Origin of the sequence: Streptomyces sp. R21, from assembly GCF_041051975.1 — a bacterium.
Classification (GTDB): Bacteria; Actinomycetota; Actinomycetes; order Streptomycetales; family Streptomycetaceae; genus Streptomyces.
This window is the reverse complement of the sequence record NZ_CP163435.1, coordinates 355,158-381,248: the sequence shown is the minus strand read 5'-3', so window position 1 is coordinate 381,248 and position 26,091 is coordinate 355,158. Positions and strand designations below refer to the sequence as shown.

The following is a 26,091-nucleotide window of genomic DNA, read 5'->3' as shown; positions in this document are numbered from 1 at the left end:
TCCTGTCGACGGCAAGGCGGCCGTTCGCAAGACGGCCGTGGATGTGGTCGGCGTGGGTGCGGGTGAAGTTGCCGAGTTCACTGGTCGACGGCTCAACGGTTGGGCGGACTTGGAAGCCGCGCACGGATTCCAGGGCAGAGTGACCAGGTAGCGGGCCTTCACCACTCCCGGAACCTGCCCGCGAGGGGATCACGATCGGTGGGCCGCCCAGACTGCTGCGGTGTCGTGCATCGTGTGGGTCCACTCGTCGGACTCGTCGGCCCTGGCGATCGACTCCCAAAGTCGTTGCTGTGCGCGGGCGAAGGCGTTGATGCCGTGCACGGGGGCGTGGCTCCAGGCTGGGTGTTGACGTGCCAGGGCTTCGGCTTGTTCCACGGCGTGGCCGGAAGCGATGAGCCAGATGACCCACAGGGCGGGGTCGATCCAGGCGGCGCCGCTGGAGGCCCATGCCCAGTCGACCACGCGTACCTCGTCTGAAATCGTCCACGATCTTGACGACCAACGTCGGGATCGCTGACTGGGCCGGGGCGTTCGGGGATGCCACGGTCGCGGCCGCGATGCTCGACCGGCTCCTGCACCGGGCCGCGGTCGCCGGCATCGACGGCCCCTCCTACCGGCTTCGCAGCCACCAGACCACAGCCGATACCTTGCGGGCGGGAGTGAACGCGCGTGTCTCGTGACAGCAACCCCAACACCGCCGGGATTTCTTCGGACTTGGCCCGACGCTGCCCGTTCCGCGAGACGGACTTCACCGTCACCAACCACGCCAGCCGCCAGGTCTACTGCTCTCCCGCCTGCCGGGAAGCCAACCGCCAGAGAGTACCCGTCCAGCGGACCTGCCCGGTCTGCAGCACCGAGTTCACGACCGACGTCAGCCCGAAGCGTGTCTTCTGCTCGCGTGACTGCCGCACCAAGGCCCGTTCCAGCGAACACGCGCTGGAGAAACGCGCCTGCCCAGTCTGCAACGACGCCTTCGAGGCACCCAAAACCGTCCGGCAGGTCTACTGCTCTCCCGCCTGCCGCAGGGACGCCGACCGGCGCCGGGGCCAAGCCCGGGACGACAACCGGGCCCGTCGCCTCGGCGCGAGCCCGCGACCGGCACGACCGGTGGGCGAACTGCCTGCCGCCCGGCCGGCACCCCGCCAACAATCGGGGGTCCGGGACCCGTTGGAGCCCACCGCGACCCGCAACTGCCCGCACTGCGACCAGCCGATCACCATCGTCGCCTTGCTGGCCACCCCGGAAGCCGCCCGTCCCTCGATCGGCAGCCGCGTCCCCGACATCACTCCGCTGCGGCGGACACCGTGAACACGTCCCTGCACCCCGGTGACCTCTCCGTCTGACCCTCACCGATCACCAGGGCCCGGCGGCCTTCGGCCGCCGGGCCCTCACACATGCTCTTCGCTCCCCAGCCTCCCCACTCATTTCAAGATCCAACGATGTGAAGGGAAGAGCGACCCTGGCCGATTCCAAAGATCCTCATCATCCCCTGGTCACTCGCCTACAAAGACGGCACGAGCATCGAGGTCACCGGCTCCACCGGCGGCGACATGCCCAAGCCCGAGTTCCCCATGGACAAGACCGTGAAGCCCGGACGCTGCGCCGCCGGCCTCATCGCCTTCCCCGTCCCCAGCGGCAAGAGGCCCGAGCGGCTCGTGTACGGGCCTGAAGGCTCTGATCTCAGCGAGTGGGCCGTGTCCAAGGCGTAGTCAGGAGGTGGCGCGCGTGATCGGCATAGGCGACGGGCGCCCCTACTGTCGTCTCGTCGCCTGGCAGAAAGTCTTCGGACTGTGCTGCTGGATCTGCGGCCAGAACATCCCCGGCAACGCCGGCGGCCGCCGCCACTTGCTCTCTTTCACTCTCGGCCACCTCGTGCCGCTCAGCCGTGGTGGCAAGCTTGCGGACCCGGCCAACGCCCGCTCAGCACACCGCACGTGCAGAAAACACTGGATCGCAAGAACTCTTGCGGCAGCTCCTGCGTCTTCTCTTGCTCCGTCGCTTGCAACGTCCCCTGCCCTTGGTGGGATGCGGTAGGGGAGCCGGTGCAGGTCACCAGAGGGAGAAGGAGTGGTCGGGGGTGCGACATTCCCTTTGCTACCACTTGCCCGCGCCGATAGAGAAGAAGGAGGGAGGGATGGGGTCAGGGCTGGTGGGTGGTGGTCTCGGTGCTGGCTTCTGCCGGGCTCTCCTTCGGAAGCGAGCGCTGTGAGGTTGGCGTCCTGTTTGGGTTCGATGATCTCCCTTGGTAGTCAGGCTGCCAGGCGGCGGTTGGTGTGGAGGGCCGCTGACCCTTCTTCCTGGGGCTCACGAGGTCTCGGGGCCGGGCGCCTTCCCTGTGTCCGTGTCCGACGGCATCCTGGCCGCGTTCAGCGCGCGTTCGGCTGCCCACACGGGGAATCCGAGACGGCTGTGGACGTCGTCGGCGGTCAGGTCGGGCTCGACTTGCGGGAGGCGGCTGACCGCGGCGGCGCGCGCCTGGGAGAGGGCGCGCTGTGCCGTGTCGGCCGTGACGCCGAACTTGGCGGCTGCCTGGGCGGCGGTGATGGCAGGTTCGTGCTCCAGGAGCTCGGCTGCCCGGACCGGGGTGCTGGCACGGGGCACTGTGTCGCGGCTTCCGACTGGCCGGCCAGAGGAGGAGCCGGGGCCGGGACGGGCAGCGAGCCACTCCAGGACGTCGCCGCGTCGCCAGTGCTCGATGCTGGCGACTACGACGGGATCCGGCCGCGGTTGCATGCCGGGCAAGTTGGCGTACCGGTCCCATGTGCGAGGCTCTACGCCGGCCAGGTCGGCGGACTCGTTACGGTCCAGCAGATTGTCCGGACTGTCCTGCACCGGCAGCGGCGGCATGGGCCGGCCCGCTGCGTAGGCGTCGATCTGCTCGCCGTCCCACAGCAGCACTCGCGCCCGCGGCGAGCTGATCGGCTCCGGATGCCCGGGCTGCTTGTGCTGCTTCTGGTTGCTGAATGTCTTTGCCGTCTTGCCGTCTTGCCGGCGGCCGCAGCCAGGTCGGCGAGCGTACGAACCAGCGCGGCGCGTCCGGCATGGATCACGAGAAGGCCCCTTCTCCCTCGTCGAGAGTTGCAGGGTCATCCTGCTGCAGCTTGTACAGCTCGGCGAACAGCCCGCCGGCCGCGAGCAGCGAGTTGAAGGTTCCTTCCTCGACGATCCGGTCGCGCTCGAACACGACGGATGGGTCCCGCCGGCTGGTGTAGTCAGTCGAGGTCGTTTGGTTCCGGTTGAGTAGGGACCTGCCGCTGTCGGGTCCGCTTGTCTGTGAAGAGCTCGGCCATGGAGGCTTCGGAGAGGTAGCGGCGGTCGAAGACCTGCCATTCGTCGTGGAGTTCGGCCAGGACCGCGGCGGCGATCCGGTCAAGGGCGGCGGGGTCGGGCCCTTCAAGGGCGATCCCGAGCGCACCTACCGCATGGAAGAAGGAAGCCTCGTCCGTAACCGGAAAACGCCGACACCCAATACGCCCGATATCTCTCACTGATCGACGACTGACGCCGATAGCCGTCCGCACATCAGGCGCTCGCGTGTATGACACGGTGTGAGCGTCGGGAGGCAACGATGAGCAGGACGCGCTTTTTGAGAAGCGGGGCCGCCCTACACACGCCGGAATCCTCGTCACCCGGACCATATGGACCCGCAGGAGAACGCCGTCTTCGAGATCCACGTCCAGCAGCGAACCGATCGGCGGTGGGAAGGCGAAGGAACCGGTCCGGCCGTGGTCCAGCAGGGACTGGGCCATCGCCGACTTCACGTTCCCTGTCAAGTCCTTGTGTTCAGTTGGGCGGACTGAATAGAAGTTGGCTGGACCCTGCTGTGCGGGTGTCTGGCTGTGTCACTTCCGTGGATATCGTTTCGACCTGAGTTCGGGAGTCACCTGGCGCGCGTTTTTATGATCAATGTCCATGGGAATCGATGTCACTGTGCCGCTGCGTCAGTGCTTGTCTGTGGGCCCGGATTCTCCAAACCGCGCCAGCCAGCCGCCCTTTCGGCCTGAGATGCCCTGTCAGGCACTGTTTCGGTCGCCCAGTCGGCGGGTCCTGGTTACCGATCTTCGATGAGGGACGCGCCTGTGCGGGGAAGGTCTTGTTCGGCCCAGGCGCCCATGGTGGCCAGCACGACCTCGAGTCGTGCGCCTGCCGGGGTGAGTTCGTACTCCACGCGGGGCGGGATCTCCGGATAGGCCGTGCGGGTGACCAGCCCTAGGAGTACGAATCGTCGCAGCCGTGAGGACAGGGTCGTGGGACTGATCCCCGGAAGTCCGGCGCGCAGCTCGGTGAAGCGTTTCGGGCCGGTCAGCAGCTCCCTCACGATCAGCGTCGCCCAGGGCCCGTCCAGCACGGTCAGGAATCGGGCGATCGGACATTCCGGCAAAGGGTGATCCAGCTCACTCATGCTCTCCCCATTGGTTCATTTGAGGGAACTGATTCCCTCGGGGAGCTATAGCCGGAGCAGCCCGCACCCCACGCCATGGAGGACCTCATGACCGCGATCAGTACGGCCAACACCGCGAGCGAGATGGTGCGCTCGGCCACGACCACCGCGTTGCGGGTCGCCGCGCGCAACCTTGAGCTCTACGACACCGGCAACGTCGCCGGGGCGGACGAGGTGTTCGCCACCGACGTGATCGACCACAACCCCGCTGACGGCGCCGCCTCGGGCCTCGACGGCATGCGAGTGCTGATCGCCGCGGTCCGCGACGGATTCACCGACACGCAGCACCGGATCCTGTTCAGCAGGAGCTCCCCGGCGGCTGGGTTGTCCTCCACTGGCGGATGACCGGGACCCACACCGGAGACGCCTTCGGGTTCGCCGCCAGCGGCAACCCGGTCGACATCACCGGCACCGACATCCTCCGCGTTGTCGACGGCAAGATCACCGAGATCTACCACGTCGAAGAACTGCTCCAGCTCACCCAACAGATCAGCACCGGCACGCAGCCGGCCTGAAGATCGAGACCTTCTCGGACCACGCCTGCCCCTGAACCCTGATCGGCAACCGCCGCCTCGACGCGGCGCACTCGTTCCAGGGGCCAGTCCGGGAAAGGTATGCCGGCGGCCATGAGTGGGTGGGGCGGCCGGCCATCGGCACCGCCGGAGCCGCCGTCCTCACCGGGGATGAACTCAGCCGGCCGCGGCGCGTTCGGCCTGCGGGACAACTCGTCAGTGATGAAGCGCGTCATCGAGCGCCTGTACGCCTGCTCCTCGATCCTCAACGAACACGGCCAGCACGGCTATCACGGCCGGGTCGGCGGCTGCCTGATCACCGGCAACGCAGGACGGCGCGAAGCACTGCCCAATGAACGTGATCTATAGCCTCCAGCACCTCGGCTACGTCATCCCACCTCGGTCCGGCGCCGGCTGGGCCGGCCCGGCCGGCCCGGGTCCGTCCTACCTGGACGAGGGCTCGGGCGGCCCGGAGAACGACTTCACCAACCGGAACACCACCTTCATGACGTGGAACCAGCTGCACCTCGCCCGCATGCATCAAGGATGCCGCGGCAATCCCGGCCCACGGCAACCAGCGCTCCGAGAGGGACGCCGGCTACCGCTTCCACTTCGACAACCCCGAGCACCGCTGAAAGCCGGCTTGAAGCAGGCGGTGGACGACTGTCGGGGCGTCGTCGTCTGAACAACCGTCAGCTGTCAGCCCCGCAGGATCTCATAGGCGGCCCAGGCATCCAGCAGTGGCGGCACCACCGAGCGCCGCACGGATGTGCGGGCGGTGCCGCGAAGCACGGCCGCGCGGACCTCTTCCGGGGCGGCCCGCGGGAAGCAGGACAGCAGCAGGGCGAGGGTTCCGGCGACGAAGGGGACGGCCACGCTGGTGCCGGAGAGCACGAGCGGGCGCTCGCCGGGGTTCAGCTGCACCAAGGCCTGTCCCGGTGCGCCGACACCGCGGGCGCCGATCGAGCCGCCGAGGTTGGACAGGCCCATCGGGCGGCGTCGGCCGTCGTACCCGATGACCGGGATGGTCCAGGGGTGCCGGGTCAGCACGGAGCTGCCCAGTCGGCCCTGGTTCCCGGCCGCGACGACGGTGAGCACCCCGCGCGCCGCCGCGTGGTCCAAGGCGGCCGTCAGCTCGCGGTGCCCGCTGCTGGACGGCCGCTCGGGCGCAACGCTCAAGTTGAGCACCCGGGCTCCGGCATCGATGGCCTGTACGACAGCGGCGGCCAGCTCCTCGGCCGAGGCGGTCAGCGGGGTGGGAGAACCGGCCGGTACGGCAACCGGGTTGGCGCGGTGGCCGGCGAAGATGGGACGGATCAGCAGGGTGCAGTCGGGGCAGATGCCCGGCGACGGCGAGGCGCGGTCGGCGCTCAACACGCCGGCGACGAAGCTGCCGTGCACGCAGGGACCGTCGCCGGCGGTCGCGCAGACCGAACCGGCTTCGGCCGGCCCGCCAGTGGCGTCCGGCCGGCCGGGCAGAACGCGCAACCGCCGCCCGGCGAAAGCGGGTTGTCCGACGGCGACCAGGCCGTCGAGCAATCCGACGGCGACCTCCGGCCGCCCGGCACTGCGCCCCATCAGCGGCGCCAGCCCGACCAGGTCGAGCGCCCTCACACGCCCGGGCCCGGCGGGCAGAGGGCGTAGCAGTGGCTCAAACAGTCGCGGCACTTCCGGCTGAGAGGGTCACGCACGCAGAACGGGAAACAGGCCCCGCGACACTCGGGGATGCAGATCGGGTCGATCGGAGACCACGAGCCGCTGCCCGACCGTGCGGACGGCACCAGGATGTTCGCATGCGCCGGCCCACCCCGGAACGGCCCCGGGCGGTAGTGCCCCCGGCTCCGATAGACCGCCGCGTCGGCGGTGAAGCCTGGCATCCTCATTGGTACACACCTCGTCTCAGAACAGACCCACATCGTTGATAGAGCCCAGACAGTCATCAATGCAGGGGGAGTAGCACGTGTGGCACTGCTCGCTGAGCGGGTTGTGGCAGAACGGTCGGCATTCATTTCGGCACAGCCGGACGCACACCCCCGGCATGACGTCGCCACCGGCCCGTCGGGCGGCTCGACCCTGTGGCAGCACGCCCGACCTCCCCCGTGCCGGCGTGCCGTGCCCCGACCGGTATCCACCACTGCCCCGGCAGGTCACCGTGTCCGCGGTAAAACCCGGGATGCTCATCGTCGCTCACCTCATCTCGGCCCGGCGGCCGGTCAGCGGTCGTAGTAGGCCGCCAGCTTCGTCACCACGAAGGGGAACTCCTCGGTGCAGTCGAGCCGCACGGAGAACTTCTCGGTGACGTCGTTGTGGCGGTGCGTGTAGGAGAGCACCACGTCGAGGATCCGGCGGGCGCCGCTCAGTCGCGAGTCGCAGACCTCGACGGCGCTGAGCGCGGAGTTCGCCGCGAACGCCTCCACGGTCTTGTGGTAGATCCCTTGGTACCGGACGGCCAGGTAGTTGAGCGCGCGATGCTCGTCGGTGTCGCCGGCGTTGTCACCCAAACTCAGTATCCGACTGAGGAGTTCGTAGGAGGCGGACTCGAACTGGTCGGCCGGGATCTGCTCGGGCCGCTCGATCGCGCTGATCAGCTCCGTGCTGTCGAAGGAGTAGAGCTGATCGAAGTAGACCACCGGGAGCGTCAGGCCGTTGCAGAGCGACGGCGGCGCCAACGGCCCTCGCAGGCCGATCACCACGTCCAGGTCCGTCGGACGCGGATCGGGTCGGACGGCGTCCACCAGCAGCGCGACGTCGCCCGGATCGCGGGGGCGCAGCAGGTAGGTGTCGATGCCCTGGATGTTCAGCACGTAGCACAACTGCCGTGCGAGGTAGCGGTTCTCGGGCTGAGAGATGACCGAGTGCACGGTCTGGCGGTCGCTCAGCCCCGAGGTCTCCACGCGACCGACGGCCTGCGCCAGCTCCTTCTCGACCCCCAGGCTCGGGAAACGGAAGTCGATTTGGCCGATCGCGTAGACGAAGGTGGGCTGGTCCGATGCCGAACCGGAGGCCGCCGGCTGTCGCCCTTCAGCCGCGCCGGCGCCCGGACCGCCGCACCCGCAGGCCGGGGCGACTGGCGCGGAGGCGGGTTCGAGGTGGCCGGGCGGATCCGCCCAGGCTCCGCCGTAGGCTGGGTCCGGTGCCAACTCCCGGCCGTCCGGCAGTGGTTCGGGCACCGGCTGCTCCACTTGTGATGGCTCCGCCGCTCCCGTTGGACGGGCCTGCACCGGCCCCCTGAAGTCCTGGTCCTGTTCCATCACTGGCTCCCCGGAGGTCAGTTCCGCTGCCGACGGCTCGGCCCGCCGGACACGACCAGTCGGCGGTTCAGCGCGGCGGCGCGCCGCTCGCACCCGCCGCAGGGCCGGATGCCCAGCGTCGAGGTGACTCGCTTGACGGCGTCGCCGAGCCCGATGTCCTGGTCCGTGACGAAGCCCGGCAGCCGGACTCGCCGCGGCGTACTCCTGGTGGTCTGTTCGCGGCGATCACGTTGCTCGCCCGTCGCCATGTCGGATACTCCTCACCCGGTGTGTCTGCGCAGGATGGAACCCGCAAGCCGACACCGCTCCGAAGACCGGGACCCGCTGCGGCGCATGAGCGTGCACGCACAATGTCCCGCACTTCCAGGCTGCGTCCGCGCCGCCGCCCGCGCACCTTGGCGGGCCCGGCGCCGTATCATGGAAGGTGAGGGCGCCGGGCCGCCGTGGACACGCCGGCGGACCCCCGGATCCGGGCCCCACGAGGCCGAGACGGGAGGACCCACCATGACCATCCCCGGTTTCCGCGCCGAGGCCGCCGTCCAGCCCAGCAGCGGGGCGTACCGGATACACGGCCGGCCCCGCTCCGCACTCGCCGACCGCATCGCGCCGATGTTCACGCAGGAGGAGCTCGACCTGATCAACGCGTGCGAGCGGAGCTATCAGATCTGCGAGGAAGGGTGCGACCAACTCAAGGACAATTACGACGCCTGGCAGCCGTGCAATGCCGACTGCCTGCAGTCCTGGACGATCTGCATGAACCCCTAGCCGGATCGGTATTCGCAGTAGTAGCGGCCGCGCAGGTCAGCACCGACGGCAGAGTCGGCTGGAAGACGATCGCGGGGGCCCCGGTGCAATCACCGGGGCCGTCGGCCTGTCCGCTCAACCGGTGAGGCTCGCTCGCGAAGCGCGGGTGACCTCGTCGTACCAGTTCACGAAGGCGGGCCCGTGCTCGCCTGCCAGGTCGGCGTGCACCCTGCGGCACAGGCCGCGGAAGGGGGCCGGGTCCCAGGTGCGGGCCTGGGCGGACAGCGGTGCCTCATGCAGGTTCCCGAGGGCGAACCGGCGGTCGAACCCGTAGGTGAAGGGAACGACCGTACCGTCCGTCTCGACCACGAGCGGTGACAGCCAGGAGCTGAGCCGCTTGGCTGGCCCATCCCCCTGACCGTCGCCCTCGTCGCCGCTGTCGCCGAGGAGGAAGCGGTCGGCCTGGGATACGAGGTTCCCGCGTTCCACCAGGTCGAGCTGGATGAAGAGGTCCGTCGACGTCCGCAGCCGCGCGACCTCCAGCACCGAGAAGAGCATCTCGGTCACGTCGGGCACCGCGTCGGGCAGGGCGCCCACCGCGTTGCCCTCAGCTTCGAGCGGGTGGATCTGCAGCAGGGCGGCCCCCGCGGCGACGGCAAAGTCGGCCACCCAGGCCAGCTCGTGGATGTTGAACTGGGTCAGGGTGAAGATGAAGCCGAAGGGGATCCCGGAGGCCCGGACCAGCGGGAGCCTTCGCTCCATGGCCGCGAAACTCCGGGGATCCTGACGCATCCGCACGTGACTGTCCGGCACGCCGTCCAGCGAGATGGCCAACACATCGACCAGACCGGCCAGTTCGGAGAGTCGACGACCGGTGAGCAGCATGCCGTTGCTGGTGACGGTGGTCCGCATGCCGTGCGAGCGGGCCGTTCGCAGCAGGTCGTCCAGCGGCTGGTAGAGCGTCGGTTCACCCCCGGACACCCCCAGTACGTCGTACCCGAGGGCCGCTGCGTCGGCCACCGCCCGCTGCAGGACGTGCAGTTCGGTGGTCTCCGCGACATCCGGCCCGGAGGAGGAGTAGCAGTGCAGGCAACGGAGGTTGCAGCGCCGGGTTGGGTGGACCTGCAGGAAGGCCCGTCCGGGAAGAGTCATCGGGGTGCCCGGGAGGGGGATCAGCGGGCGCGGTAGCCGGCCCCGACGGACACCTCGATGACCTGAGCGTCGATGAGCGGCGGGAGCCCGCGGGTTTGCCAAGTGAGGGCGGTGTGCTGGACGACGTTCGTACGGTGGGCCAGGTCCACCACCTGCTGGACCACCGACCCGATCTGCGTGCCCTGGCTGTCGCCGTCGGCCCGGAACGTGGCCTGCAGGACGTCGGGGCGGGGAATGCCGCGGATGAGGATCCGCTCCAGGACGAGCTCGGACGTGATGTCGGCGAGGCCGGAGACGAACTCGTCGCTGATCGGCTGGCCGGCGTCGCGCCAGGCCTCCATCAGGGCCTCGGATCCGCGCTTGGCGTTGGTCATCGCTGTCCTTCGGTGAAGGGGAAGGGAAGCTCCGAAGGAAGTCTGTGTGCAGTCCGCCGGGCCGGACAAGCGACCATGCGGGTGAAGTCGGGCGCCGTGCGCCCTCTGACAGCGGCTAGCACAATGAGGCGCGTCCTACCGGTCTGGTCTCTTCGCCTGCCCGTCTGGCGTTTGTAGAGAAGCCGCATCGGCGCTCGCCTCCAGGCCGCTGCTCACCTCCCGCAACGGGCGGCGGATGGACGCGGAGAACACGCCGAGGCGGATCGTGCGGAAGGTCGCTGAGCGGCACGCCGGGCTGACGGGGCCGACGGGCGAGCACGGAGAAAGTGCACGTCGCACGCTGGACCCTTGCTGTGGCGCGCACGGCCCCCCGCATCGAGCGTGGTCTGGGCGGGGCAACGACGCTCCGGCCGAGCTCATAGAACGGATCCTCATGCCCGTCACCGTGCAAGGCCACCGGATACCCCACAAGTCCACCGTCCCCGCGAATGCGGGCGAGGACGTCGAACTCTTCGTGCGGGAGCGCGACGGCACGCCCGCCGGCCACCTCGACGAGCGCACGGCCGTCCTGATGCTCCACGGCCGGAGCGTTCCGGTGCTCGCGGGCTTTGATCTCGATTTCAAGTCGTACAGCTGGGCCGATGAGCTGGCGAAGGCCGGTTACGACGTCTTCATGATGGACCTTCAGGGCTCGGGGCTGTCGCCGCGGCCGAAGATGGACGACCCTCGCAACGTCAACCCCGCCCAGCAGTACCTTCTGAAGCCGAGACCTCCAGGTCTCACGCCGGGCCCGCCGAACCATCCGTTCCAGCTGACCAACACGCATCTCGCTCAGCGCCCGCCTCTCCCTGGAGAAGGCCCCGGCCTTCCTGGGCGAGGAGTTCGGCCGGGTGGAGACGATCGAGCTGCCAGGCACCATCACGGTCCACGATCCTGAGCCGGTCATCGCGCACATGGCCTCCTACCGGGCGTGGGCAGACCAGCACGACGTGCCGTTCGAGGCCACGATTGAGCGGGCCCGCGCGATCCTTGTCGATCACATCGCCCAGCACGGTCTTCGAGATCAGGTGCCTGGGCGGCATCCTCGTCTGTCGTCGCTGAGAACCGACATGCATGCCGAGAAGCGGGGCGTGATCCTTCTGCCAGCCAGACCACGACGTCCGGTGTCTCTCCGCTCGGGCGGAGGTGAAGCGTGCTCGTGGTCCTGACATGGTCTACGACCTTGCCGACCAAGGCGGTCTCGTTCCAGGTGTGGACGCCGGGGGTATTGACCTCGACTCTGGCAGAAAGATCACGCCCCGCTTCCCGGCATGCGACCCCGCGACTGTGCCATTGGCGGAGAGGAGGCAGCCGCGGTGGGCCACGAAGACTTGTCGGGGTCCGCTACCGTACGAACGAATCTCCGCAGTACAGGCCCGATGGGATCTTCTTCGTGAACAGTGCTCCTGACGCCGCGTCGTCTGGCGTCTTCCGGTTGGTTGTAACGGGCGGCGGAACCGGGGGACACACCTACCCTGCTCTGACGGCTGTGCGGACGCTTCAGCAGCGGCTGGCGGTGTCCGGACGGGTGTTGGAGGCGCTGTGGATCGGTACGGAGAGTGGCCTGGAGGCCCGGGTCGCTCCCGCTGAGGGGATCCCGTTCACGACGGTCGCGACGGGCAAGATCCGGCGGTCGGCGAATCCGCTGAAGATGCTGTCGGTGGCCAACGTGACGGACATGGCGCGGGTGCCGCTGGGGGTGGCGCAGGCCCGCAAGGTGATCGGGGACTTCCGGCCGGACGTCGTCCTGGCCACGGGCGGCTATGTGGCGGTTCCGGCCGGGCTCGCGGCACGCATGTGCCGGCGTCCGCTGGTGCTGCATGAGCAGACGGTGCGTCTGGGCCTGGCCAACCGCAGACTCGCCGGGTCGGCGACGGCGATCGCCGTGTCCTCGGAGTCGACGCTGGAGCTGCTGCCCGAAGCCTCCCGGGCGATCGCGGTGGTCACCGGGAATCCGGTACGGCCTCAGGTGCTGTCGGGTAACGGAGCGAAGGCCGTCGAGGCGCTGGGCCTGCGGGGCTTCGACAGCCGGCGGCCCACCGTGTATGTGACCGGCGGCGCCCAGGGCTCTCAGCAGATCAACGACGTCGTGGCCGAGGTGCTGCCGTGGCTGCTCACGTACGCCAACGTCGTCCACCAGTGCGGGCCCGACCATGTCGAGAGCCTGCGCCGGCGGGCGGCGTCGCTTCCTGCGGAGGTCGCCGGCCGCTACCACCTGACCGGGTTCGTCGGGGCGGAGTTGCCCGACGTGCTGGCGCTCGCGGATGTGGTGATCTCACGCAGCGGGGCAGGCACGCTCGCCGAACTGACCGCGTTGGGCAAGGCCGCCGTGTTCATCCCGCTGGCCTCCTCAGCGGGCAACGAGCAGCTGCACAACGCCCGCCACCTGCAGGAGGCGGGCGCCGCCGTGGCGCTGCTCGGCGAGGTCACGGGGCAGACGCTGGCCGGGGCCCTTGAGCCGCTGCTGGCCGATCCGTCGCTGCGGGCCGCGATGGCCGAGCGGGCCCGCGCGCACGGTCGGCCGGACGCGGCCGAGAGACTGGTGGACGTGATCCTCTCCGCCGCATCCGCCGGCTGAGCCTTCCAGGAATCACAGATGCCGGTCGGCGCCGGCCTCGAGGAGCGCGGCGACCTCGGCGAAGGTGTCGCTGTCGCTGTCGCCGTTATAGGGGTCGGGGACGTCCTGCCCGTCCAGGTAGAGGCGCAGTTTGAGCTGGTCGTGCGGGGCAGCCAGGTCCTTCAGCGCGGTCAGGACGGCGTGGTCCATGGCGAGCACGGTGTCGGCCCAGGCGATCAGGTCCGCGGTGACCTGGAGGCCGGGGTGCGCGGTCAGGTCGAAGCCGCGGACGGCGGCCGCGTCGACCATCATCTGATGGAGCAGGGCGCCAAGGGCGGAGGCCTGGTCGTAGTCCAGGTCGGGACGGGGCCAGATAGTGATCGAGGTAGGCGGCCAGCAGGTCGGCGTCTGCTGCGGTCCCGAAGGTGGCCAGGGCGATGCAGTAGGCGTGTCCTGCGTACGGGGCCCGGCTGGCCAGGAGGGGCTCGCCCAGCCGCTGCGGGAAGCCGGTGCTGCCCGTAATGGCGATCAGCCAGGCGGCGGGCTTGCGTTCGTGCCAGCCGCCGTCGAGGTGCGGGCCGAGTTCGTGGGGTGTGATGGTCTCTGCAACTCGGGGTAAGTCCCGGACGAACCGGTCACGTTCACGATTCGCCAGGCGGAAGATGCCGTGGTTCAGGCGCAGGTGGCCGGCTGCGATGTAGCGCCAGCGTAGTTCGTCGAGTCCCGACCGTGGTTGGTGGCCATCCCCGTATCTTGCCCGACGGCATCGGCAGGACGTCAGGCGACGCTGTCGTGTATGTCGGCCGGGGTGACCATCGCGAACGGCGGGAGCCCTTTGAGGTCCACGATTACGTCTTGTCTGGGCGGGGGTCAGCTGGCTGCGGGCCAGGAGCGCAGTAGGGCGGCGATTTTGGCGGCGGTGCAGTTGGGGTCGCGGAGCAGGTCGCGCAGGGCGATGGCGTCGTCGCGTGTGGGTTTGACCGGGAGTCCGGAGGCGTCCAGGTACATGACGCCGGTGGCGGCGGCGACGGCCAGGTTGGTGCGTTTCAGCCAGCGGCAGCGGCCCAGGATGTGTACCAGGGCGGCGGCGCGGGCGTAGGGGCCGTTGTAGACCGGCTGCTCAAGGAGTTGGGCCTGGTGGCAGGCGACGGCGGCCACGGGTACCCCGTAGTCGTCGGGGGCCGGATCTCCCGCCCCGGCGGCTTCGGCGACCTGCAGGATCCAGGGGACGTCGATGTGAAGTTCCACCGGCGGCGCGGGCTTCTGAGGGGGATGATTCGGCGTCCTCGGCTTCGTCGAAGAGGGTCTGGTGTTCGTCGAGGAAGCGGCGGGCGGCGTCCACGCCGCGTGCGCGCAGGCCGTCGACGTCGTCCAGGACCAGTTGGGCGAGGTAGTCGCCGATGCTCAGACCACGGTCCTTGGCCCGTGCCCGGGCGAGTTCCAGAACCTCGTCGGGGATGCGTGCACCTACCTGTGACTTCGCCATACCAGCATGGGAACAGCTGTTACCAAGGTCGAGGGGGCTTCGGCCTGGCCTTCTGGATGATCGTGGCGGACCCGTTGGTCCACTTACTGCCCCTCATGACCGTCGCGACAGCCGGCCCGGTGACGGTCGGCCCCCGCGCGGCCGCCTTGCCAGGGCGCCGGGTTCGCGGTGACAGCGAACCGGTCAGTCCAGCCCGGCCAGGGCCTCCAGGTGGTGGAGCAGCGTCGCGCCGGCCTCGCGGGCCTCGGCCTCGGTGAAGCAGTCGGGCCGGAAGTCCAGGCGCAGGGAGAGCCCCGCGCCGTCCTCGCGCGCCACCAAGGACAATGGGTAGTGCGTGCCGTCGCGGACATCGATTCCCCGGACCGCGACGGCGCCCATGCCCAGCGCCGCGGACATGTCCAGCGGGTAGTTGTGGAACACCACGTGCGCGGCGAACAGGTGCCGGTGGCCGAGGCCCTCAGCGACGGCGGGCCAGCCCAGGTGCTGGTGCGGGACGGCGGTGGCGTAGTCGGCCTGGAGCCGGGCCGCCAGGTCGATCGGAGCCTCGTCCGCCTCCCGCCGGACCCGTACCGGAACGATGTTCGTGTGCAGCCCCACGACGTCGGCCATGTCCGCCACCTCGGGGGAGCGGCCGGAGACCGTGGCACCGAGGAGCAGGTCCTTGTCACCGGTCAGTTCGGACAGGGTCAGCGCCCAGGCGGTACGGATGAGGACGCCGAAGGTGAGGCCCCGGGCCCGTGCGCACCGGTGGAGTGCCGCCGTGTGCTCCGCGGGCAGCCGCAGGGCGTGCTGGCTGGGCAGCAGCGTCGGGTCGTTTGCGATGACGGGCGCGAAGAGCGTCGGCTCCGCCCCCGCCAGGAGGACGGACCACTCCTGGGCGGCGGCCGCGCGGTCCTGGCCGGCCAGCCAGGACAGGTGCCGGGCGAACTCGGGTGCCACGGTGGCCGGTTCGGCGCCGTTGCCGTACCCGCGGAAGAGTTCCCCCAGGAGCACGGACAGCGACCAGCCGTCGACCACCGCGTGGTGGATGCTCAGCAGCAGGGTGTGGCTTGTGGGGGAGAGGCGGAACAGGTGCGCGCGCATCAGGGGCGGTCGGGCCGGGTCGAAACGGTGGGCGCGGTCGTCGGCCACGGCGCGCGCGAGGCGTGCGGGCCCGGTGGGCCCGTCCGCCGTGCTGAGGTCCGTCACCTGCCAGGGCAGCGTGGCCTCGGCCACCACGACCTGCTGACCCCCGGAGGGGAAGCAGGACCGCAGCGCGCTGTGCCGCGCCAGGAGCCGGTCGCAGGCCGCGCGCAGCCGGTCGGGATCCAGGTCGCCGTCGAGGTCGATCACCGCCTGGACGGTGTACGCGTCGTCGCCCTGGCCGGCGCGGCGGGTGTGGCCGAGCATCTCGGCCTGGAGCGGTGTGACCGGGAGGACGTCGGTCAGGTGAGGGTAGGCGGCTTCGAGGGTGGTGACGCGCGCCTGATCGAGTGGGACGAGCGGGAAGTCGCTGGGGGTGTGGCCGCCGTCCGCAGGGCCGAGTGCCGCCAGTTCGCGCAGGGCCGTGAGCCAGGCGTCGGCCAGGGCGCGGGCGTCGGCGCCGGTCAGCCGGGCGCGGTCCCAGGAGAACGTGGCGGCGAGCACGGGCCCGTCCGCGCTCTCGTGGGCGAGGGCGTTGACCTCGACGACGTGCGCGGGCGTCATACGCGGGTCGCGCGCACCGCCGAACGCGCTGACGGCGAACGGCTCTTTGCCCACGCCGAAGCGGCCCAGGTAGTTCACCAGGATCTGCGGTCCCGGCTGGTCGGTGAACTCCCGCCCGATGTGGCGCAGGAGTCCGAAGCCGAGTCCGTCGGCGGGGGTGGCGGCGAGTTGCTCCTTGACCTGCTTCACCGAGGCGGCGGGGTCGGTGGCCGTGGTGAGCGCGACCGGGTACAGGTTCGTGAACCATCCCACCGTGCGCGACAGTTCGGCGCCCTGTACCGCGAGCTCCGCGCGGCCGTGCGCCTCGACGTCCAGCAGCACGGCAGCGCCGGGGCCCCCGCGCCACTGGTCGACCGCGCGGGCGGCCCCGGTGAGCAGGACGGCGTCGACACCGGCGTGGAACGCCCGGGGCACCGTGGTGAGCAGAGGTTCGGTGACGGCGACGGGCAGCGCGACGGTGAGTTCCCCGCGGCCTGACTCACCGGTGAGCCCGTCCCGGCCGTCGTGGCCGGGACGGCCGGTGTGGGGTGTGTGGCCGGGACGGCCGGGGGCCGCGCCGAGTCGCGGGTCGTTCGTAGCGAGTACTTGCTGCCAGTAGGCGTGTTCGGCGCTGCGGTCCGCCGCGATCAGCTCCTTGGCCCAGCGGCGGAAGGAGGTGGTCGGGCGGCGCAGCGTGACCGCTCCACTCGCCCAGGCGTCGGCGAGATCAGAGGTCAGGACGCGCCACGACACACCGTCCACGGCGAGGTGGTGTGCCACCAGGAGCAGGTCCCCCTCCTCGCCGCTGCCAGGCTCGCCGCTTCCGCCCTCGCGCCAGACCGCCGTCAGCAACCGTCCTTCATACGGGTTCAGTTCGGCGACGGCTTGCTCGCGGTGCAGGAGCGGGTCGGTGTCCACGCGCCGCAGCGCGACCGGCGCGGTATCGGCGATGTGTATGCGCCACTGGTCGTCCAGGCGGGCGCGCAGCATGTCATGGCAGTCCAGGAGCGCCTGGAGCAGCTCGGTCAACCGGCTGTGGTCCAGGCCGGCGGGGGTACGCAGCAGGGCCCACTGGTGGTAACCATCCACCGGCTCGTCGCGGTCGGCGAGTTGGCGCAGGAGAGGGGTGAGGGGGACGGCGCCGGAGTCGTCCGGCTCTTGCTCGGTGGCCGCGTCCATCGTCTGCGCGGCCTGGGCGAGCCCCTCGACCGTGGGCGAGGTGAACACGTCCCGCGGGCTGATGAGGAGGCCCGCGCCGCGCGCCCGCGCGACCAGTTGGATGGCGATGATGCTGTCACCGCCGAGGCTGAAGAAGCTGTCGGCGATCCCTACCCGCTCCAGGCCGAGCACCTGCGCGAAGAGGTCGCAGAGCAGTCGCTCGCGGTCGGTGCGCGGGGTGCGGGACAGGTCTGCCGAGGCCGCGTAGTCCGGGGCGGGCAGTGCCTTGCGGTCGGTTTTCCCGTTGCGGGTCAGTGGCATTTGGGGCAGCACGACCACCGCGGCGGGCACCATGTGCTCCGGGAGGTGTCCGGCGGCGGCCTCGCGCAGGGCCGCCGGCTCCGGTCGCGCGCCGGCGGTCGCCACCACGTACGCGACGAGCCGCTTGTCTCCCGGGTTGTCCTCACGGACGACGACCACGCTCCGCGCCACCTCGGGGTGTCGTGCCAGGGCGGCCTCGACCTCGCCCAGCTCGATGCGGAAGCCGCGCACCTTGACCTGGTCGTCGGCGCGGCCGAGGTACTGCAGCCCGCCGTCGGGCGTCCAGCGGGCGAGATCGCCGCTGCGGTACATGCGCTCGCCGGGCTCGCCGAAGGGGCAGGCCACGAACCGCGACGCGGTCAGGCCGGGCCGGTTCACGTATCCGTCCGCGACGCCGGGCCCGGCGACGTACATCTCGCCCGCCGCCCCCGGTGGCACCAGGGCCAAGGACTCGTCCAGCAGGTACACGCGCAGGTCGTCGATGCCGTGGCCGATCAGACTGCCCGCGGTGGGGGTGCAGTGCTCCGCGGTGAGGGCCAGCTGCGTGACGTGCACGGTGGTCTCGGTGATGCCGTACATGTTGATCAGGCGCGGGGAGTCCTCGGGGTGGCGGGCGTACCAGTCGGCGAGTTGCGGCAGGTCCAGTGCCTCACCCCCGAACGTGATCGCGCGCAGGCACACGCGGTCCCACAGTCGGGGTTCCTGCCGTTCTGCCGCCATCAGCTGGTAGAACGCCGAGGGCGTCTGGCTGAGCACGGTGACCTGCTCGTCCGCGAGCAGGTGGAGGAAATCGCGCGCGGAGCGGGTCACGGCGTGGGGTACGACGACCAGGCGGGCGCCGTGCAGCAGCGGCCCCCAGATCTCCCACACGGAGAAGTCGAAGGCGTAGGAGTGGAACATGGTCCACACGTCGTCCGGCCCGAACGCGTAGGTGCCGTCGGTGGCGCTGAACAGGCGTACGACGCTGCGGTGAGGGACGCGGACGCCCTTGGGCCGACCGGTCGACCCGGAGGTGTAGATCACGTACGCCGGATCGCCGGGGGTGAGGGGGCGGACGCGGTCGGCGTCGGTGACGGGCGCGGCGGACAGTGCGGCCAGCTCGGACCGGGTGGCCTCCGAGTCCGGCACCAGCGCGCCCGGCATCGCGCGGTGCGCGAGGACCAGCGCGGGACGGGCATCGTCGAGGAGGTACCGGATCCGTTCCTCGGGATAGCCGACGTCCAGGGGGAGATAGGCCGCGCCGGCCGTGGTGACGGCGAGCATGGCCGTGATCATTTCCGTCGAGCGGGGGTAGGCCAGCGCGACGAGGTCTCCCGGGCCGACGCCCCGGCGGATCAGCAGCCGCGCCAGCCGGTTCACCCGCTCGGACAGCTCCCGGTAGGTCACGCCGACGCCCTCGCAGGTGACCGCGGTGCGGCCGGGGAACTCGGCGGCGCGCGCCGCGAACACGCCGGCCAGCGTCTTTCGTGCCTCGGCGGGGCGGGAGGGGGCCGGCTGCGGCAGCAGGCGGTCGCGCTCGCGTTCGGTCAGTACGTCCGCCCGGTGGATCGGCTGGTCCCCGAGCGCGGTGAAGTCGCGCAGGTAGCGCTGGAAGCGCTGTTCCAGGACGGCGACCTCTTCGGGCAGGTGCAGCCGCGGGTTGGCGTCCAGGGTGACTTCCATGCCGTGGCCGTCGGCCCGGTCGTAGACGAGCACGGAGAGGTCGTTGGCATTGCCGGACAGGTAGTGCGCCTTCGCCGCGCACGGTCCGAAGGTCACGTCGTTGGCGAAGCGCATGATGTTGACGCGATTGCGGAACAACTGCTCGTCGTGGGCGAGACCGCCCAGGTCGCGGCGGATGGCGGCATAGTCGTAGTACTGGTGGGCCAGCACCGCCTTGGCCTGCCCGGACACGTGCGCCAGGAAGTCGTCCACCGTCATCCGCGGGTCCACCTGGATGCGCAGCGGCACCACATTGGCGCACATGCCGGGCGTGGTCCTGGTACCGGCGCTGCGGCGGGCCGCGGTCGGCAGACCCAGCACCTGGTCCGTCCGTCCGGTCATGCGGTGCAGGAAGCCGGCCACGGCGGCGATCAGCACCACGGTCGGGCTGGTCCGCGCCTGCCGCGCCAGATCCGCGACGCGCACCGCGACCTCCGCGTCCACCTGGGTGGTGCTGGGCCGGGACAGGGTCGCGGGTGCGGCGGGACGCGCGGAGAGGCTGACCGGTTCGGGCAGGGACGCCACGTACTCGGCCCAGAACTCCCGGTCGCGCGCGCACTGTTGGGAAGCCTGGTACGTGAAGTCCGCGTCGACCAGTACGGACAGGGGGTGGAAGGGACTGGTGCCGATGTCGACGCCGGCCGCGAGCCGCGTGTAGATCTCCGCCGCCCGGCGGGACAGCAGCAGACCCGAATACCCGTCGGTGGCGATGTGATGATTGACGTGCACCCACAGATTCCGGTCATCGGCCAGCCGGAGAAGCGTGAACGAGAACAGTGGCCCGGACGCGAGATCGAAAGGGCGCTCCAGGATCTGGCGGATACGGTGCTCGCTCGTCTCCGGGCAGTCGCGCAGGTCGACAATGCCGAGCGACCATTCCACCTCCGGTTCGACCACCTGGCGCACACCCTGGTCGGTTTCGGTGAAACGCACGCGCATGCATTCCGCCTCGGCGACCAGATGCCCCAACGCCGCCTCGAACAAGACCAGATCGAGAGGGCCGGTCAGCTCCAGGCACTCGGCAAGGTTGTACGCCACGCCGGTCGCGTCGAGTTGCTGCGCGAACCAGACGCCGGTCTGGGCCCGGGTCAACTCGAGCGTGACGGGACCGAGCCGGGGCGCGGAGCCCAGGGCAGGGCCGGGAAGCACCGGGGCCGTGTCGCCGGCGGACGTGGACGTGAGACTCATCGGAGCTCCAGGTGGGCCAGGCAGGCGTCGTGGGTCTCTTCGCCGAACAGCACGGTCCAGCCCGCCGGCACCTCGGCCAGGACCGGCCAGAGGGAACGGTGACCGGACTCGTTGGCCAGCACGTAGAAACGGGCCTCGGCATCATCGAACGGATTTGGCATGGGACCCCATACAGGCGCGGGCGCAGGCGGAAAAGGGACGCGTGAAGCGGTAGCCGGGCTGCTGCGGGAAAACGCCGAGTCACCTGCGGCTACGGCAGAACTGCGGTGGAACCAGGGCTTGTTCTCGTCGGCCGTACAGCACCGTAGGCAGCGGCCGCTGGGCGCGGCTAAAGCACGTCCCCGCGCCCGCCGGCCGTCACGGTGGTGAGCAACGCGGCGGGCGGGCGTGAATGCTCGGGTTGCACGGCCGTACCTGTTGAGGCCGATGGCTGCCCGGGTGGCTGTCTCATGGATGAGGGCCATCCTCCCGGGCTCTGGTGCGGTGCCCGCCGCCCAGGCGCTGGCCTGAGCCGGTGGGGCTGGGTCAGTGGCTGCGGGGAGCGTCCGTGTGACCGCGATGTCGGCGAGGTAGACCAGGGCGTCGATGATGTCGAACTGGTCGGAGCGGTCGCCGTCGGTGACCATGCCTCACACGATCCACCGGGCGGGGTATGCCCGACCGAGCCCTGGGCGAGGAGTTGCCCGGGGTGTCATCGCTGTCCCGGGTCTTCCACCAGCCGACGGTGGAGTTCTGTCGTCATGGCGTGGATGGCCCGGGTCAGTTCCGTGTTCGTCTTGAGTTCGAGTTCCTGCTCGACGAAGTCGTGGTCGGCTTTTGCCTGTTGGAACTCCGCCTGGCGGTTCTGGCCGATCATGACGAACGTCGACAGGAAGATCGCCTCGAGCGACACGATCAGGGTCAGTGTGGGCCACGGGTCGGACTCGGCGAATAGCATCCAGAGCAGGAAGCCGATCGCGTGGAGGTAGACGAAGGTCATCGAGCCGGCGAATTTGGTGATTGCGTCAGCGATGCGGAGCTGGGCGTCGCTCGCCCGCCGGGACCGATGTGCGGCCACGACGGGATGGTGTCGGTGCGAGACCGTTTCGTCGTCGGTCATCTGGATGCGCCTGCTTCCTCGGGGGTCCGACGCTGTGCGTAGGAGGGTGGATGGTGCCACTTTCGTGGCTCGGGGACGAGGCTCGGGTCGCCGGGGGCGTGCTTCCACATCGGTGTCCGCCACGGCTCCGGTCGTCGGCCGCTCCTCTTTTACAACGGCTACTGACCTTTCCGTTGAGTTGTCGTGTTGAGTGAGAGGCCGGTTTCGGCGAGGAAACCCTCGATGAGGTCGGTGCGTCGTTGGATGCGGTGCAGGCCGCTGCGGACGGCTTGGACAAGGTGGTCGCGGTCGCGGAAGACGACGTTGGCGGTAGTGCTGCGCCGGAGCAACGACCGGATGCCCTCGACCGGATTGAGGTCGAGTGCATAACTGGGCAGCTGGACGATGGTGAGCCAGGCGTGCTCCGCCGCGTACTCACGTAATCGACTGCAGCGATGAATATCGGTAGTTCGTTAAATCCGGCGTTGGTGCGGGTTGACGGCAGGTTGGGTTGGTCGTAGGCCGGTGGTAGAAGCCAACTCCCTTGCTGGGGGCTGAAGATGACCGCTCGCCGTCCGTGTCCGCCTGCGCCGGGGCCGTTGGAGGAGTACGCGGCCCGGTTCGACGACCTCTTCTTCAGCCTGGCGCAGCGGCGAGGGTTTCGCGAGTATCTGACCGGGTTGCTGGCGCCGCGGGAGCGGAACAAGACGATCACCTGCCTGGCCGGGGCGGCGCCGGGATGCCGGGGGTGCAGCGGCTGCAGTTCTTCCTCTCCGAGTCGCCCTGGGAGGCCGAGCAGGTCAACGACCGGCGGCTTGAGCTGCTGCGCGAGCAGCCGGCGACGGCTCCGCATGACGGCGGGGTCATCGTGATCGATGATTCCGGGGACCGCAAGGACGGCACGGCGACCGCGCATGTGGGCCGGCAGTGGCTGGGCCGGCTGGGCAAGACCGACAACGGCATCGTCACGGTGACCACGGTGTGGACCGACTACCCGCTGCACGCGACTCCTTACACCCCCGCCCATCATTTCGTCCGCGGCCGGTCCGATCCGGCCTTTCGCACGAAACCGCAGCTGGCGGCCGCCCTTGCGGTCCGCGGGAAGGAGGCGGGCTTCGGCTGCCGGGCGGTGGTCGCCGACTGCGCCTACTCCGTCAGCGACACCTGGTACCTCGCACTGCGCGAGGCCGGCCTGGCCTACGTCGTCGCGCTCAAGCCGCACCGCGGCACCTGGGCCCGCGCCGACCAGCCGCACACCCCCATCGAAGCGGCCCGGGCTCTGACCTGGCGCGATGCCAAGCGTCCCGGCGATTGGACGCCCGTGGAGCGTCACTTCCGCGACGGGCACACCGAGACCTGGTGGGCCGCCGATGCCCAACTGGGCGGTTACGGCCCCCACTCACCCTGCTGCTTGGTCGTGGCCACCACCGACCCCGACACCCTGCCGGAGAAGGCCACCTGGTATTTGGCCACCAACCTGCCCCATCCCGACGCAGCCCACGCTGCCACCGGTCCGCATCCGCCGCCCGACCTCGCCGAAATCGTCCGTCTCTACGGACTGCGGCCCTGGATCGAGCAGAGCTACAAGCAGGTCAAGGACGAACTCGGCTGGGCCGACTTCCAAGTCCGCTGCGACCGCGCCATCCGCCGCCACCAGACCCTGGTCAACTGCGCCTTCTCCTTCTGCTGGGACCAGTGGTTCGCCCCACCCGGACCACTGGATGCCACCGCGCCAGACCCGTGCCCTGATGACGGGCCAGAGAGGGGGACCGGCCCCGTCCCACCAGCCCCAACTGCCCTGCTGGCCCAGGGCCTTACGGGCCATCCGTTCCTGGCTCACCCCCGCCATCACCCTCAACCGCTGGTGGCGAGCCTGGACAGACACGGACCCACCCTCCGAGCTCCAGGCCCTGATCGACGCAGTCACTACCGGACACGGCATTGATCTCTACTGCCGGATTTAACGAACTACCGGTAAGCCCGTGGTCGGCAACCCGCGTTCGCGGGCTCTCCTTCCTGTCGATGTATGCCTGGGTCCGTCCCACGTGTGTGACCGGACAGACCAGCGTCGTGTTGCGCGCCGTGTGGACCAGCCGGCGAGGGCCTTCCACGCAGCCTCGGCAGTCTTCTCGACCGTCGGCAGGTCGAGCCCCCACCGTCACCGCCACACCGCGCAGCCCGATCAGCAGGGGTCGCTCGACCCGCAGCTGCCGCAGGTCAGCCACCTCACTGCGCGCCGTCTGGCCAGGCTCTCCCCGAAGACGCCCGCCCGCTGCCCCGCTTGGAACTGCTCCAGCTTCGCCGGGAGGATTCACTACGACTGCCGCCCAGCGCGCCCTGACCGCCCAGACGTCCGACACCGCGATCGACACCGCCTCCCGGATGGTGCGGCTGCCCACTATGCGGTCGCAGGCCGCTGACACCATCGCCCGCGCCGAACGCGCAGGGCTCTCCTGCGCGGGCCTTCTCGCCGGGCTGCTGATGGCCGAGTGCGAGGACCGCGACCGCCGCCGGGCCGAACGCCGCATCCGGGCTGCTTGCTTCCCGCGCGAGAAGTCCTTGCACGGCTTCGACTACAGCGCCATCCCCCACGCCGACCCAGCCGTCAGCGGCCGATGACAAGCCGCTCGGCAAGACCATCGCCCGCTACGGACGCGTCGACCTGCTCGAAAATCGACGAACTTGGCTACCTCGAACTCGACTGCCGCGGCGCGGAGATGCTCTTTGAGGTTCTGACGGAGCGTGAGGAGAAGAACGGCAGCGTGATCGCCTCCCCTGAGGCGTTCACCGGCTGGTCGAAGACCTTCACGGATCCGCGGCTCTGCGCGGCGACCGTGGACCGGCTCACCTTCAACGCCACCCTTGTCGAGACCGGCACCGAGTCTTGTCGTCTGGCCCGCACCAGGGCGAAGAAGAACAACGGAACGAAGCAGCGGCCTTACTCCGACGACGGAACGATGTCTGCACGGCGCGACTCCGGGCCCCCCGATTGCGGCAGGAGGTTCCGGGCGAGGACATCCAACGCTTCCGAGACCTCCCTCAGCCGCTGCGGGTCATCGGATCCAAGCGCCATGGCGAGAGCATCCTCGATGCCGACGGCACGGACCTGTGCCACTCGCTCGGACACCTCGGCGGCCTGACGCACCAGCACGCGGCGCCGGTCGACGGGATCCGGCGCCGTCTGCACTGATCCGGCTTCCTTGAGCCGGGCGATGGCCGAGGAGACCTGGCTCTGCGGCAGGCCGGTGCGGGCAGCGATCTCACCGACGGCGGTGTCGGGATGAGCGGCGATGTCACTGGCCACGACCAGCACCAGCCGGGTGCTGCCGGCATAGCGGCGGGCGCCGCCCGGAGGCTCCGGCAGGGCCTCCTCGCCGATCTTCATCAGGGCGCGTCCCAGCAGGAACAGCTCGACTCCGTTCACACCGTCCAACATACATCGAAGTGGATTCATCGAGATTGATGCATCTAGTTCGATGGATTATGGTGGTCGAAGGACGGCGGAAGGACCGCCGTCCACAAGGGGGACCACCATGCCCAAGGCCACCGGCACGCTCACCGTTCCCGGCGCCGTCCTGCATTACCAGGTCCGGGGCACCGGACCGCTGCTGCTCATCTCGCAGAGCGGTGAGGGCGACGCCGACCGCACCACCGACCTCGTCGCCCACCTCACCGATTCCTACACCGTGGTCACCTACGACCGCCGCGGGCTGTCCCGCAGCCGACTCGACGCCCCCGAGCGAGGCGCAACACTGGCCGAGCACGCCGACGACGTCCACCGTCTGCTGGGCTCTCTCGCCGACGCCCCCGCCCTCATGCTCGGCTGCAGCCTCGGAGCCGTCATCGGCATGCACGCCGCAGTGCAGCATCCGGAAGAGATCCACACCCTCATCGCCCACGAGCCCGTCGCCCCACGCCTGCTGCCCGACGATGAACGCGCCCGCCACGAGCGCGAGCTCGCCGCCCTTCAGGACCTCTACCTCCGAAAGGGCCTCGCCTCCGCACTCCCGGAGATCGCCAGGACCCTGGGCATCGACCCCGCCGCCACGGACACGGAACCCGATCTGACGCCCCAGCCGATCAACGCCCTGCGTGTCGCCAACTTCGACTACTTCATCCGGCACGACTTCACCGCGGTCATCCACGACACCCTCGACATCGCCGCACTGAAGGGCGTCAGCACACACATCGTGCCCGCTGCCGGGCGCACCACTCCGCGGAACGTCTTCGACTATCAGTCCGCGACAGCCCTGGCCACGCTGCTCGACCGCGAACTGCAGGAGCTGCCCGGCGGACACAACGGAAACACAAGCCACCCGCGGGCCTACGCAACACGCATCCGGGAGATCCTCAACGCCGCAGGATGACGTACAGCGGCTGGCGCAACAACCAACCGGAAGGCTTGGTGAGGCAGGCCTCCACAG

Annotated in this window: 26 protein-coding genes and 5 pseudogenes; 14 read left to right on the top strand and 17 right to left on the bottom strand. The window is 69.9% G+C overall.

Translation table 11 applies throughout. From position 1 onward, the window contains the following. Positions 1 to 189: 189 nt before the first annotated feature. Complete coding sequence (locus AB5J56_RS01830; RefSeq protein ID WP_369229323.1) at positions 190 to 462, bottom strand: hypothetical protein; 273 nt, start codon at positions 460 to 462, stop codon at positions 190 to 192. Between AB5J56_RS01830 and AB5J56_RS01825 the strand changes: the two genes are divergently transcribed. The 3 genes from AB5J56_RS01825 to AB5J56_RS01815 all read left to right on the top strand — a co-directional run bounded on the left by AB5J56_RS01825 (position 447) and on the right by AB5J56_RS01815 (position 1,709). Continuing rightward, complete coding sequence (locus AB5J56_RS01825) at positions 447 to 680, top strand: ATP-binding protein (protein WP_369229321.1); 234 nt, start codon at positions 447 to 449, stop codon at positions 678 to 680. The two genes, AB5J56_RS01830 and AB5J56_RS01825, sit on opposite strands and share 16 nt — an antisense overlap. Further along, on the top strand, positions 670 to 1,308 hold the full coding sequence (locus AB5J56_RS01820; protein WP_369229319.1) for a hypothetical protein: 639 nt from the start codon (positions 670 to 672) through the stop codon (positions 1,306 to 1,308). The genes AB5J56_RS01825 and AB5J56_RS01820 overlap by 11 nt, the downstream gene beginning before the upstream one ends. Positions 1,309 to 1,550: 242 nt before the next feature. Then, a complete protein-coding gene (locus AB5J56_RS01815) occupies positions 1,551 to 1,709 on the top strand; it encodes a hypothetical protein (protein WP_369229317.1) in 159 nt (52 codons plus the stop codon). Between the two features lie 595 nt (positions 1,710 to 2,304). Here AB5J56_RS01815 and AB5J56_RS01810 read toward each other — a convergent pair. The 4 genes and pseudogenes from AB5J56_RS01810 to AB5J56_RS01795 all read right to left on the bottom strand — a co-directional run bounded on the left by AB5J56_RS01810 (position 2,305) and on the right by AB5J56_RS01795 (position 4,402). Then, positions 2,305 to 2,898 carry a hypothetical protein gene (locus AB5J56_RS01810; RefSeq protein WP_369229315.1) on the bottom strand — a complete coding sequence of 198 codons (594 nt, stop codon included), beginning with the start codon at positions 2,896 to 2,898 and terminating at the stop codon, positions 2,305 to 2,307. A gap of 148 nt (positions 2,899 to 3,046) precedes the next feature. Continuing rightward, positions 3,047 to 3,184 carry a hypothetical protein gene (locus AB5J56_RS01805; protein WP_369229313.1) on the bottom strand — a complete coding sequence of 46 codons (138 nt, stop codon included), beginning with the start codon at positions 3,182 to 3,184 and terminating at the stop codon, positions 3,047 to 3,049. A 28-nt stretch (positions 3,185 to 3,212) separates the two neighbouring features. Continuing rightward, positions 3,213 to 3,389 (bottom strand): annotated as a pseudogene (locus AB5J56_RS01800) (IS256 family transposase); the annotation flags it as partial. A gap of 662 nt (positions 3,390 to 4,051) precedes the next feature. Beyond that, on the bottom strand, positions 4,052 to 4,402 hold the full coding sequence (locus tag AB5J56_RS01795; RefSeq protein WP_369229311.1) for a winged helix-turn-helix transcriptional regulator: 351 nt from the start codon (positions 4,400 to 4,402) through the stop codon (positions 4,052 to 4,054). Between the two features lie 87 nt (positions 4,403 to 4,489). Between AB5J56_RS01795 and AB5J56_RS01790 the strand changes: the two genes are divergently transcribed. From AB5J56_RS01790 to AB5J56_RS01780, 3 genes and pseudogenes are all read left to right on the top strand, one after another. Further along, positions 4,490 to 4,786, top strand: a complete 297-nt coding sequence (locus AB5J56_RS01790; RefSeq protein ID WP_369229310.1) for an ester cyclase — start codon at positions 4,490 to 4,492, stop codon at positions 4,784 to 4,786. After that, entirely contained in the window at positions 4,783 to 4,956 is a 174-nt protein-coding gene (locus AB5J56_RS01785) for an ester cyclase (protein WP_369229308.1), read from the top strand. The genes AB5J56_RS01790 and AB5J56_RS01785 overlap by 4 nt, the downstream gene beginning before the upstream one ends. Positions 4,957 to 5,154: 198 nt before the next feature. Further along, a pseudogene (locus AB5J56_RS01780) lies at positions 5,155 to 5,588 on the top strand (flavodoxin family protein); the annotation flags it as partial. 64 nt (positions 5,589 to 5,652) lie between these two features. On the opposite strand, the gene AB5J56_RS01775 reads toward AB5J56_RS01780, so the two are convergent. The 3 genes from AB5J56_RS01775 to AB5J56_RS01765 form a co-directional block, all read right to left on the bottom strand. Next, positions 5,653 to 6,567 (bottom strand): S8 family serine peptidase, encoded by a 915-nt coding sequence (locus AB5J56_RS01775; RefSeq protein WP_369229306.1) that lies wholly within the window; start codon positions 6,565 to 6,567, stop codon positions 5,653 to 5,655. 599 nt (positions 6,568 to 7,166) lie between these two features. Beyond that, on the bottom strand, positions 7,167 to 8,123 hold the full coding sequence (locus AB5J56_RS01770; protein WP_369229304.1) for a hypothetical protein: 957 nt from the start codon (positions 8,121 to 8,123) through the stop codon (positions 7,167 to 7,169). 98 nt (positions 8,124 to 8,221) lie between these two features. Then, complete coding sequence (locus tag AB5J56_RS01765; RefSeq protein WP_369229302.1) at positions 8,222 to 8,452, bottom strand: hypothetical protein; 231 nt, start codon at positions 8,450 to 8,452, stop codon at positions 8,222 to 8,224. A gap of 256 nt (positions 8,453 to 8,708) precedes the next feature. Between AB5J56_RS01765 and AB5J56_RS01760 the strand changes: the two genes are divergently transcribed. Continuing rightward, positions 8,709 to 8,969: a hypothetical protein gene (locus AB5J56_RS01760; protein ID WP_369229300.1), complete on the top strand. Its 261-nt coding sequence runs from the start codon at positions 8,709 to 8,711 to the stop codon at positions 8,967 to 8,969. 114 nt (positions 8,970 to 9,083) lie between these two features. Here the strand turns inward: AB5J56_RS01760 and AB5J56_RS01755 are convergent, their stop codons facing one another. Beyond that, positions 9,084 to 10,100: a radical SAM/SPASM domain-containing protein gene (locus tag AB5J56_RS01755; protein WP_369229298.1), complete on the bottom strand. Its 1,017-nt coding sequence runs from the start codon at positions 10,098 to 10,100 to the stop codon at positions 9,084 to 9,086. A 20-nt stretch (positions 10,101 to 10,120) separates the two neighbouring features. Further along, positions 10,121 to 10,474, bottom strand: coding sequence for a hypothetical protein (locus tag AB5J56_RS01750; protein ID WP_369229296.1), 354 nt, complete (start codon positions 10,472 to 10,474; stop codon positions 10,121 to 10,123). Between the two features lie 514 nt (positions 10,475 to 10,988). Between AB5J56_RS01750 and AB5J56_RS01745 the strand changes: the two are divergent. The 3 genes and pseudogenes from AB5J56_RS01745 to AB5J56_RS01735 all read left to right on the top strand — a co-directional run. Further along, positions 10,989 to 11,300: pseudogene (locus AB5J56_RS01745) on the top strand (alpha/beta hydrolase); the annotation flags it as partial. Positions 11,301 to 11,364: 64 nt separating this feature from the next. Further along, positions 11,365 to 11,682: a hypothetical protein gene (locus AB5J56_RS01740; protein WP_369229294.1), complete on the top strand. Its 318-nt coding sequence runs from the start codon at positions 11,365 to 11,367 to the stop codon at positions 11,680 to 11,682. A 224-nt stretch (positions 11,683 to 11,906) separates the two neighbouring features. Next, the gene (locus AB5J56_RS01735; protein WP_369229292.1) at positions 11,907 to 13,091 is read left to right on the top strand and encodes a glycosyltransferase; all 1,185 of its coding nucleotides are present in this window, start codon (positions 11,907 to 11,909) and stop codon (positions 13,089 to 13,091) included. Between the two features lie 12 nt (positions 13,092 to 13,103). Here the strand turns inward: AB5J56_RS01735 and AB5J56_RS01730 are convergent, their stop codons facing one another. The 3 genes and pseudogenes from AB5J56_RS01730 to AB5J56_RS01720 all read right to left on the bottom strand — a co-directional run bounded on the left by AB5J56_RS01730 (position 13,104) and on the right by AB5J56_RS01720 (position 14,318). Further along, positions 13,104 to 13,382 carry a hypothetical protein gene (locus tag AB5J56_RS01730; protein ID WP_369229291.1) on the bottom strand — a complete coding sequence of 93 codons (279 nt, stop codon included), beginning with the start codon at positions 13,380 to 13,382 and terminating at the stop codon, positions 13,104 to 13,106. A 115-nt stretch (positions 13,383 to 13,497) separates the two neighbouring features. Continuing rightward, positions 13,498 to 13,725: pseudogene (locus AB5J56_RS01725) on the bottom strand (DUF6000 family protein); the annotation flags it as partial. 215 nt (positions 13,726 to 13,940) lie between these two features. Beyond that, complete coding sequence (locus AB5J56_RS01720; RefSeq protein ID WP_369229289.1) at positions 13,941 to 14,318, bottom strand: fic family toxin-antitoxin system, toxin component; 378 nt, start codon at positions 14,316 to 14,318, stop codon at positions 13,941 to 13,943. A 61-nt stretch (positions 14,319 to 14,379) separates the two neighbouring features. Between AB5J56_RS01720 and AB5J56_RS01715 the strand changes: the two genes are divergently transcribed. Next, the gene (locus AB5J56_RS01715; protein ID WP_369229287.1) at positions 14,380 to 14,547 is read left to right on the top strand and encodes a hypothetical protein; all 168 of its coding nucleotides are present in this window, start codon (positions 14,380 to 14,382) and stop codon (positions 14,545 to 14,547) included. Between the two features lie 192 nt (positions 14,548 to 14,739). Here AB5J56_RS01715 and AB5J56_RS01710 read toward each other — a convergent pair whose 3' ends face one another. The 3 genes from AB5J56_RS01710 to AB5J56_RS01700 form a co-directional block, all read right to left on the bottom strand. After that, positions 14,740 to 20,589: an amino acid adenylation domain-containing protein gene (locus AB5J56_RS01710; protein ID WP_369229285.1), complete on the bottom strand. Its 5,850-nt coding sequence runs from the start codon at positions 20,587 to 20,589 to the stop codon at positions 14,740 to 14,742. Beyond that, complete coding sequence (locus tag AB5J56_RS01705; protein WP_369229283.1) at positions 20,586 to 20,750, bottom strand: MbtH family protein; 165 nt, start codon at positions 20,748 to 20,750, stop codon at positions 20,586 to 20,588. The genes AB5J56_RS01710 and AB5J56_RS01705 overlap by 4 nt, the downstream gene beginning before the upstream one ends. A 530-nt stretch (positions 20,751 to 21,280) precedes the next feature. Continuing rightward, complete coding sequence (locus tag AB5J56_RS01700; RefSeq protein ID WP_369229281.1) at positions 21,281 to 21,688, bottom strand: DUF1003 domain-containing protein; 408 nt, start codon at positions 21,686 to 21,688, stop codon at positions 21,281 to 21,283. A gap of 727 nt (positions 21,689 to 22,415) precedes the next feature. Here AB5J56_RS01700 and AB5J56_RS01695 point away from each other — a divergent pair. Both AB5J56_RS01695 and AB5J56_RS01690 read left to right on the top strand, forming a co-directional pair. Then, a complete protein-coding gene (locus AB5J56_RS01695; protein WP_369229280.1) occupies positions 22,416 to 23,612 on the top strand; it encodes an IS701 family transposase in 1,197 nt (398 codons plus the stop codon). A 437-nt stretch (positions 23,613 to 24,049) separates the two neighbouring features. Continuing rightward, positions 24,050 to 24,579: pseudogene (locus AB5J56_RS01690) on the top strand (ATP-binding protein); the annotation flags it as partial. Positions 24,580 to 24,605: 26 nt separating this feature from the next. On the opposite strand, the gene AB5J56_RS01685 reads toward AB5J56_RS01690, so the two are convergent. Further along, a complete protein-coding gene (locus tag AB5J56_RS01685) occupies positions 24,606 to 25,091 on the bottom strand; it encodes a MarR family winged helix-turn-helix transcriptional regulator (RefSeq protein ID WP_369229278.1) in 486 nt (161 codons plus the stop codon). A gap of 109 nt (positions 25,092 to 25,200) precedes the next feature. On the opposite strand from AB5J56_RS01685, the gene AB5J56_RS01680 reads away from it, so the two are divergent. Then, positions 25,201 to 26,034, top strand: a complete 834-nt coding sequence (locus AB5J56_RS01680; protein ID WP_369229276.1) for an alpha/beta fold hydrolase — start codon at positions 25,201 to 25,203, stop codon at positions 26,032 to 26,034. The last annotated feature ends 57 nt before the right edge of the window (positions 26,035 to 26,091 follow it).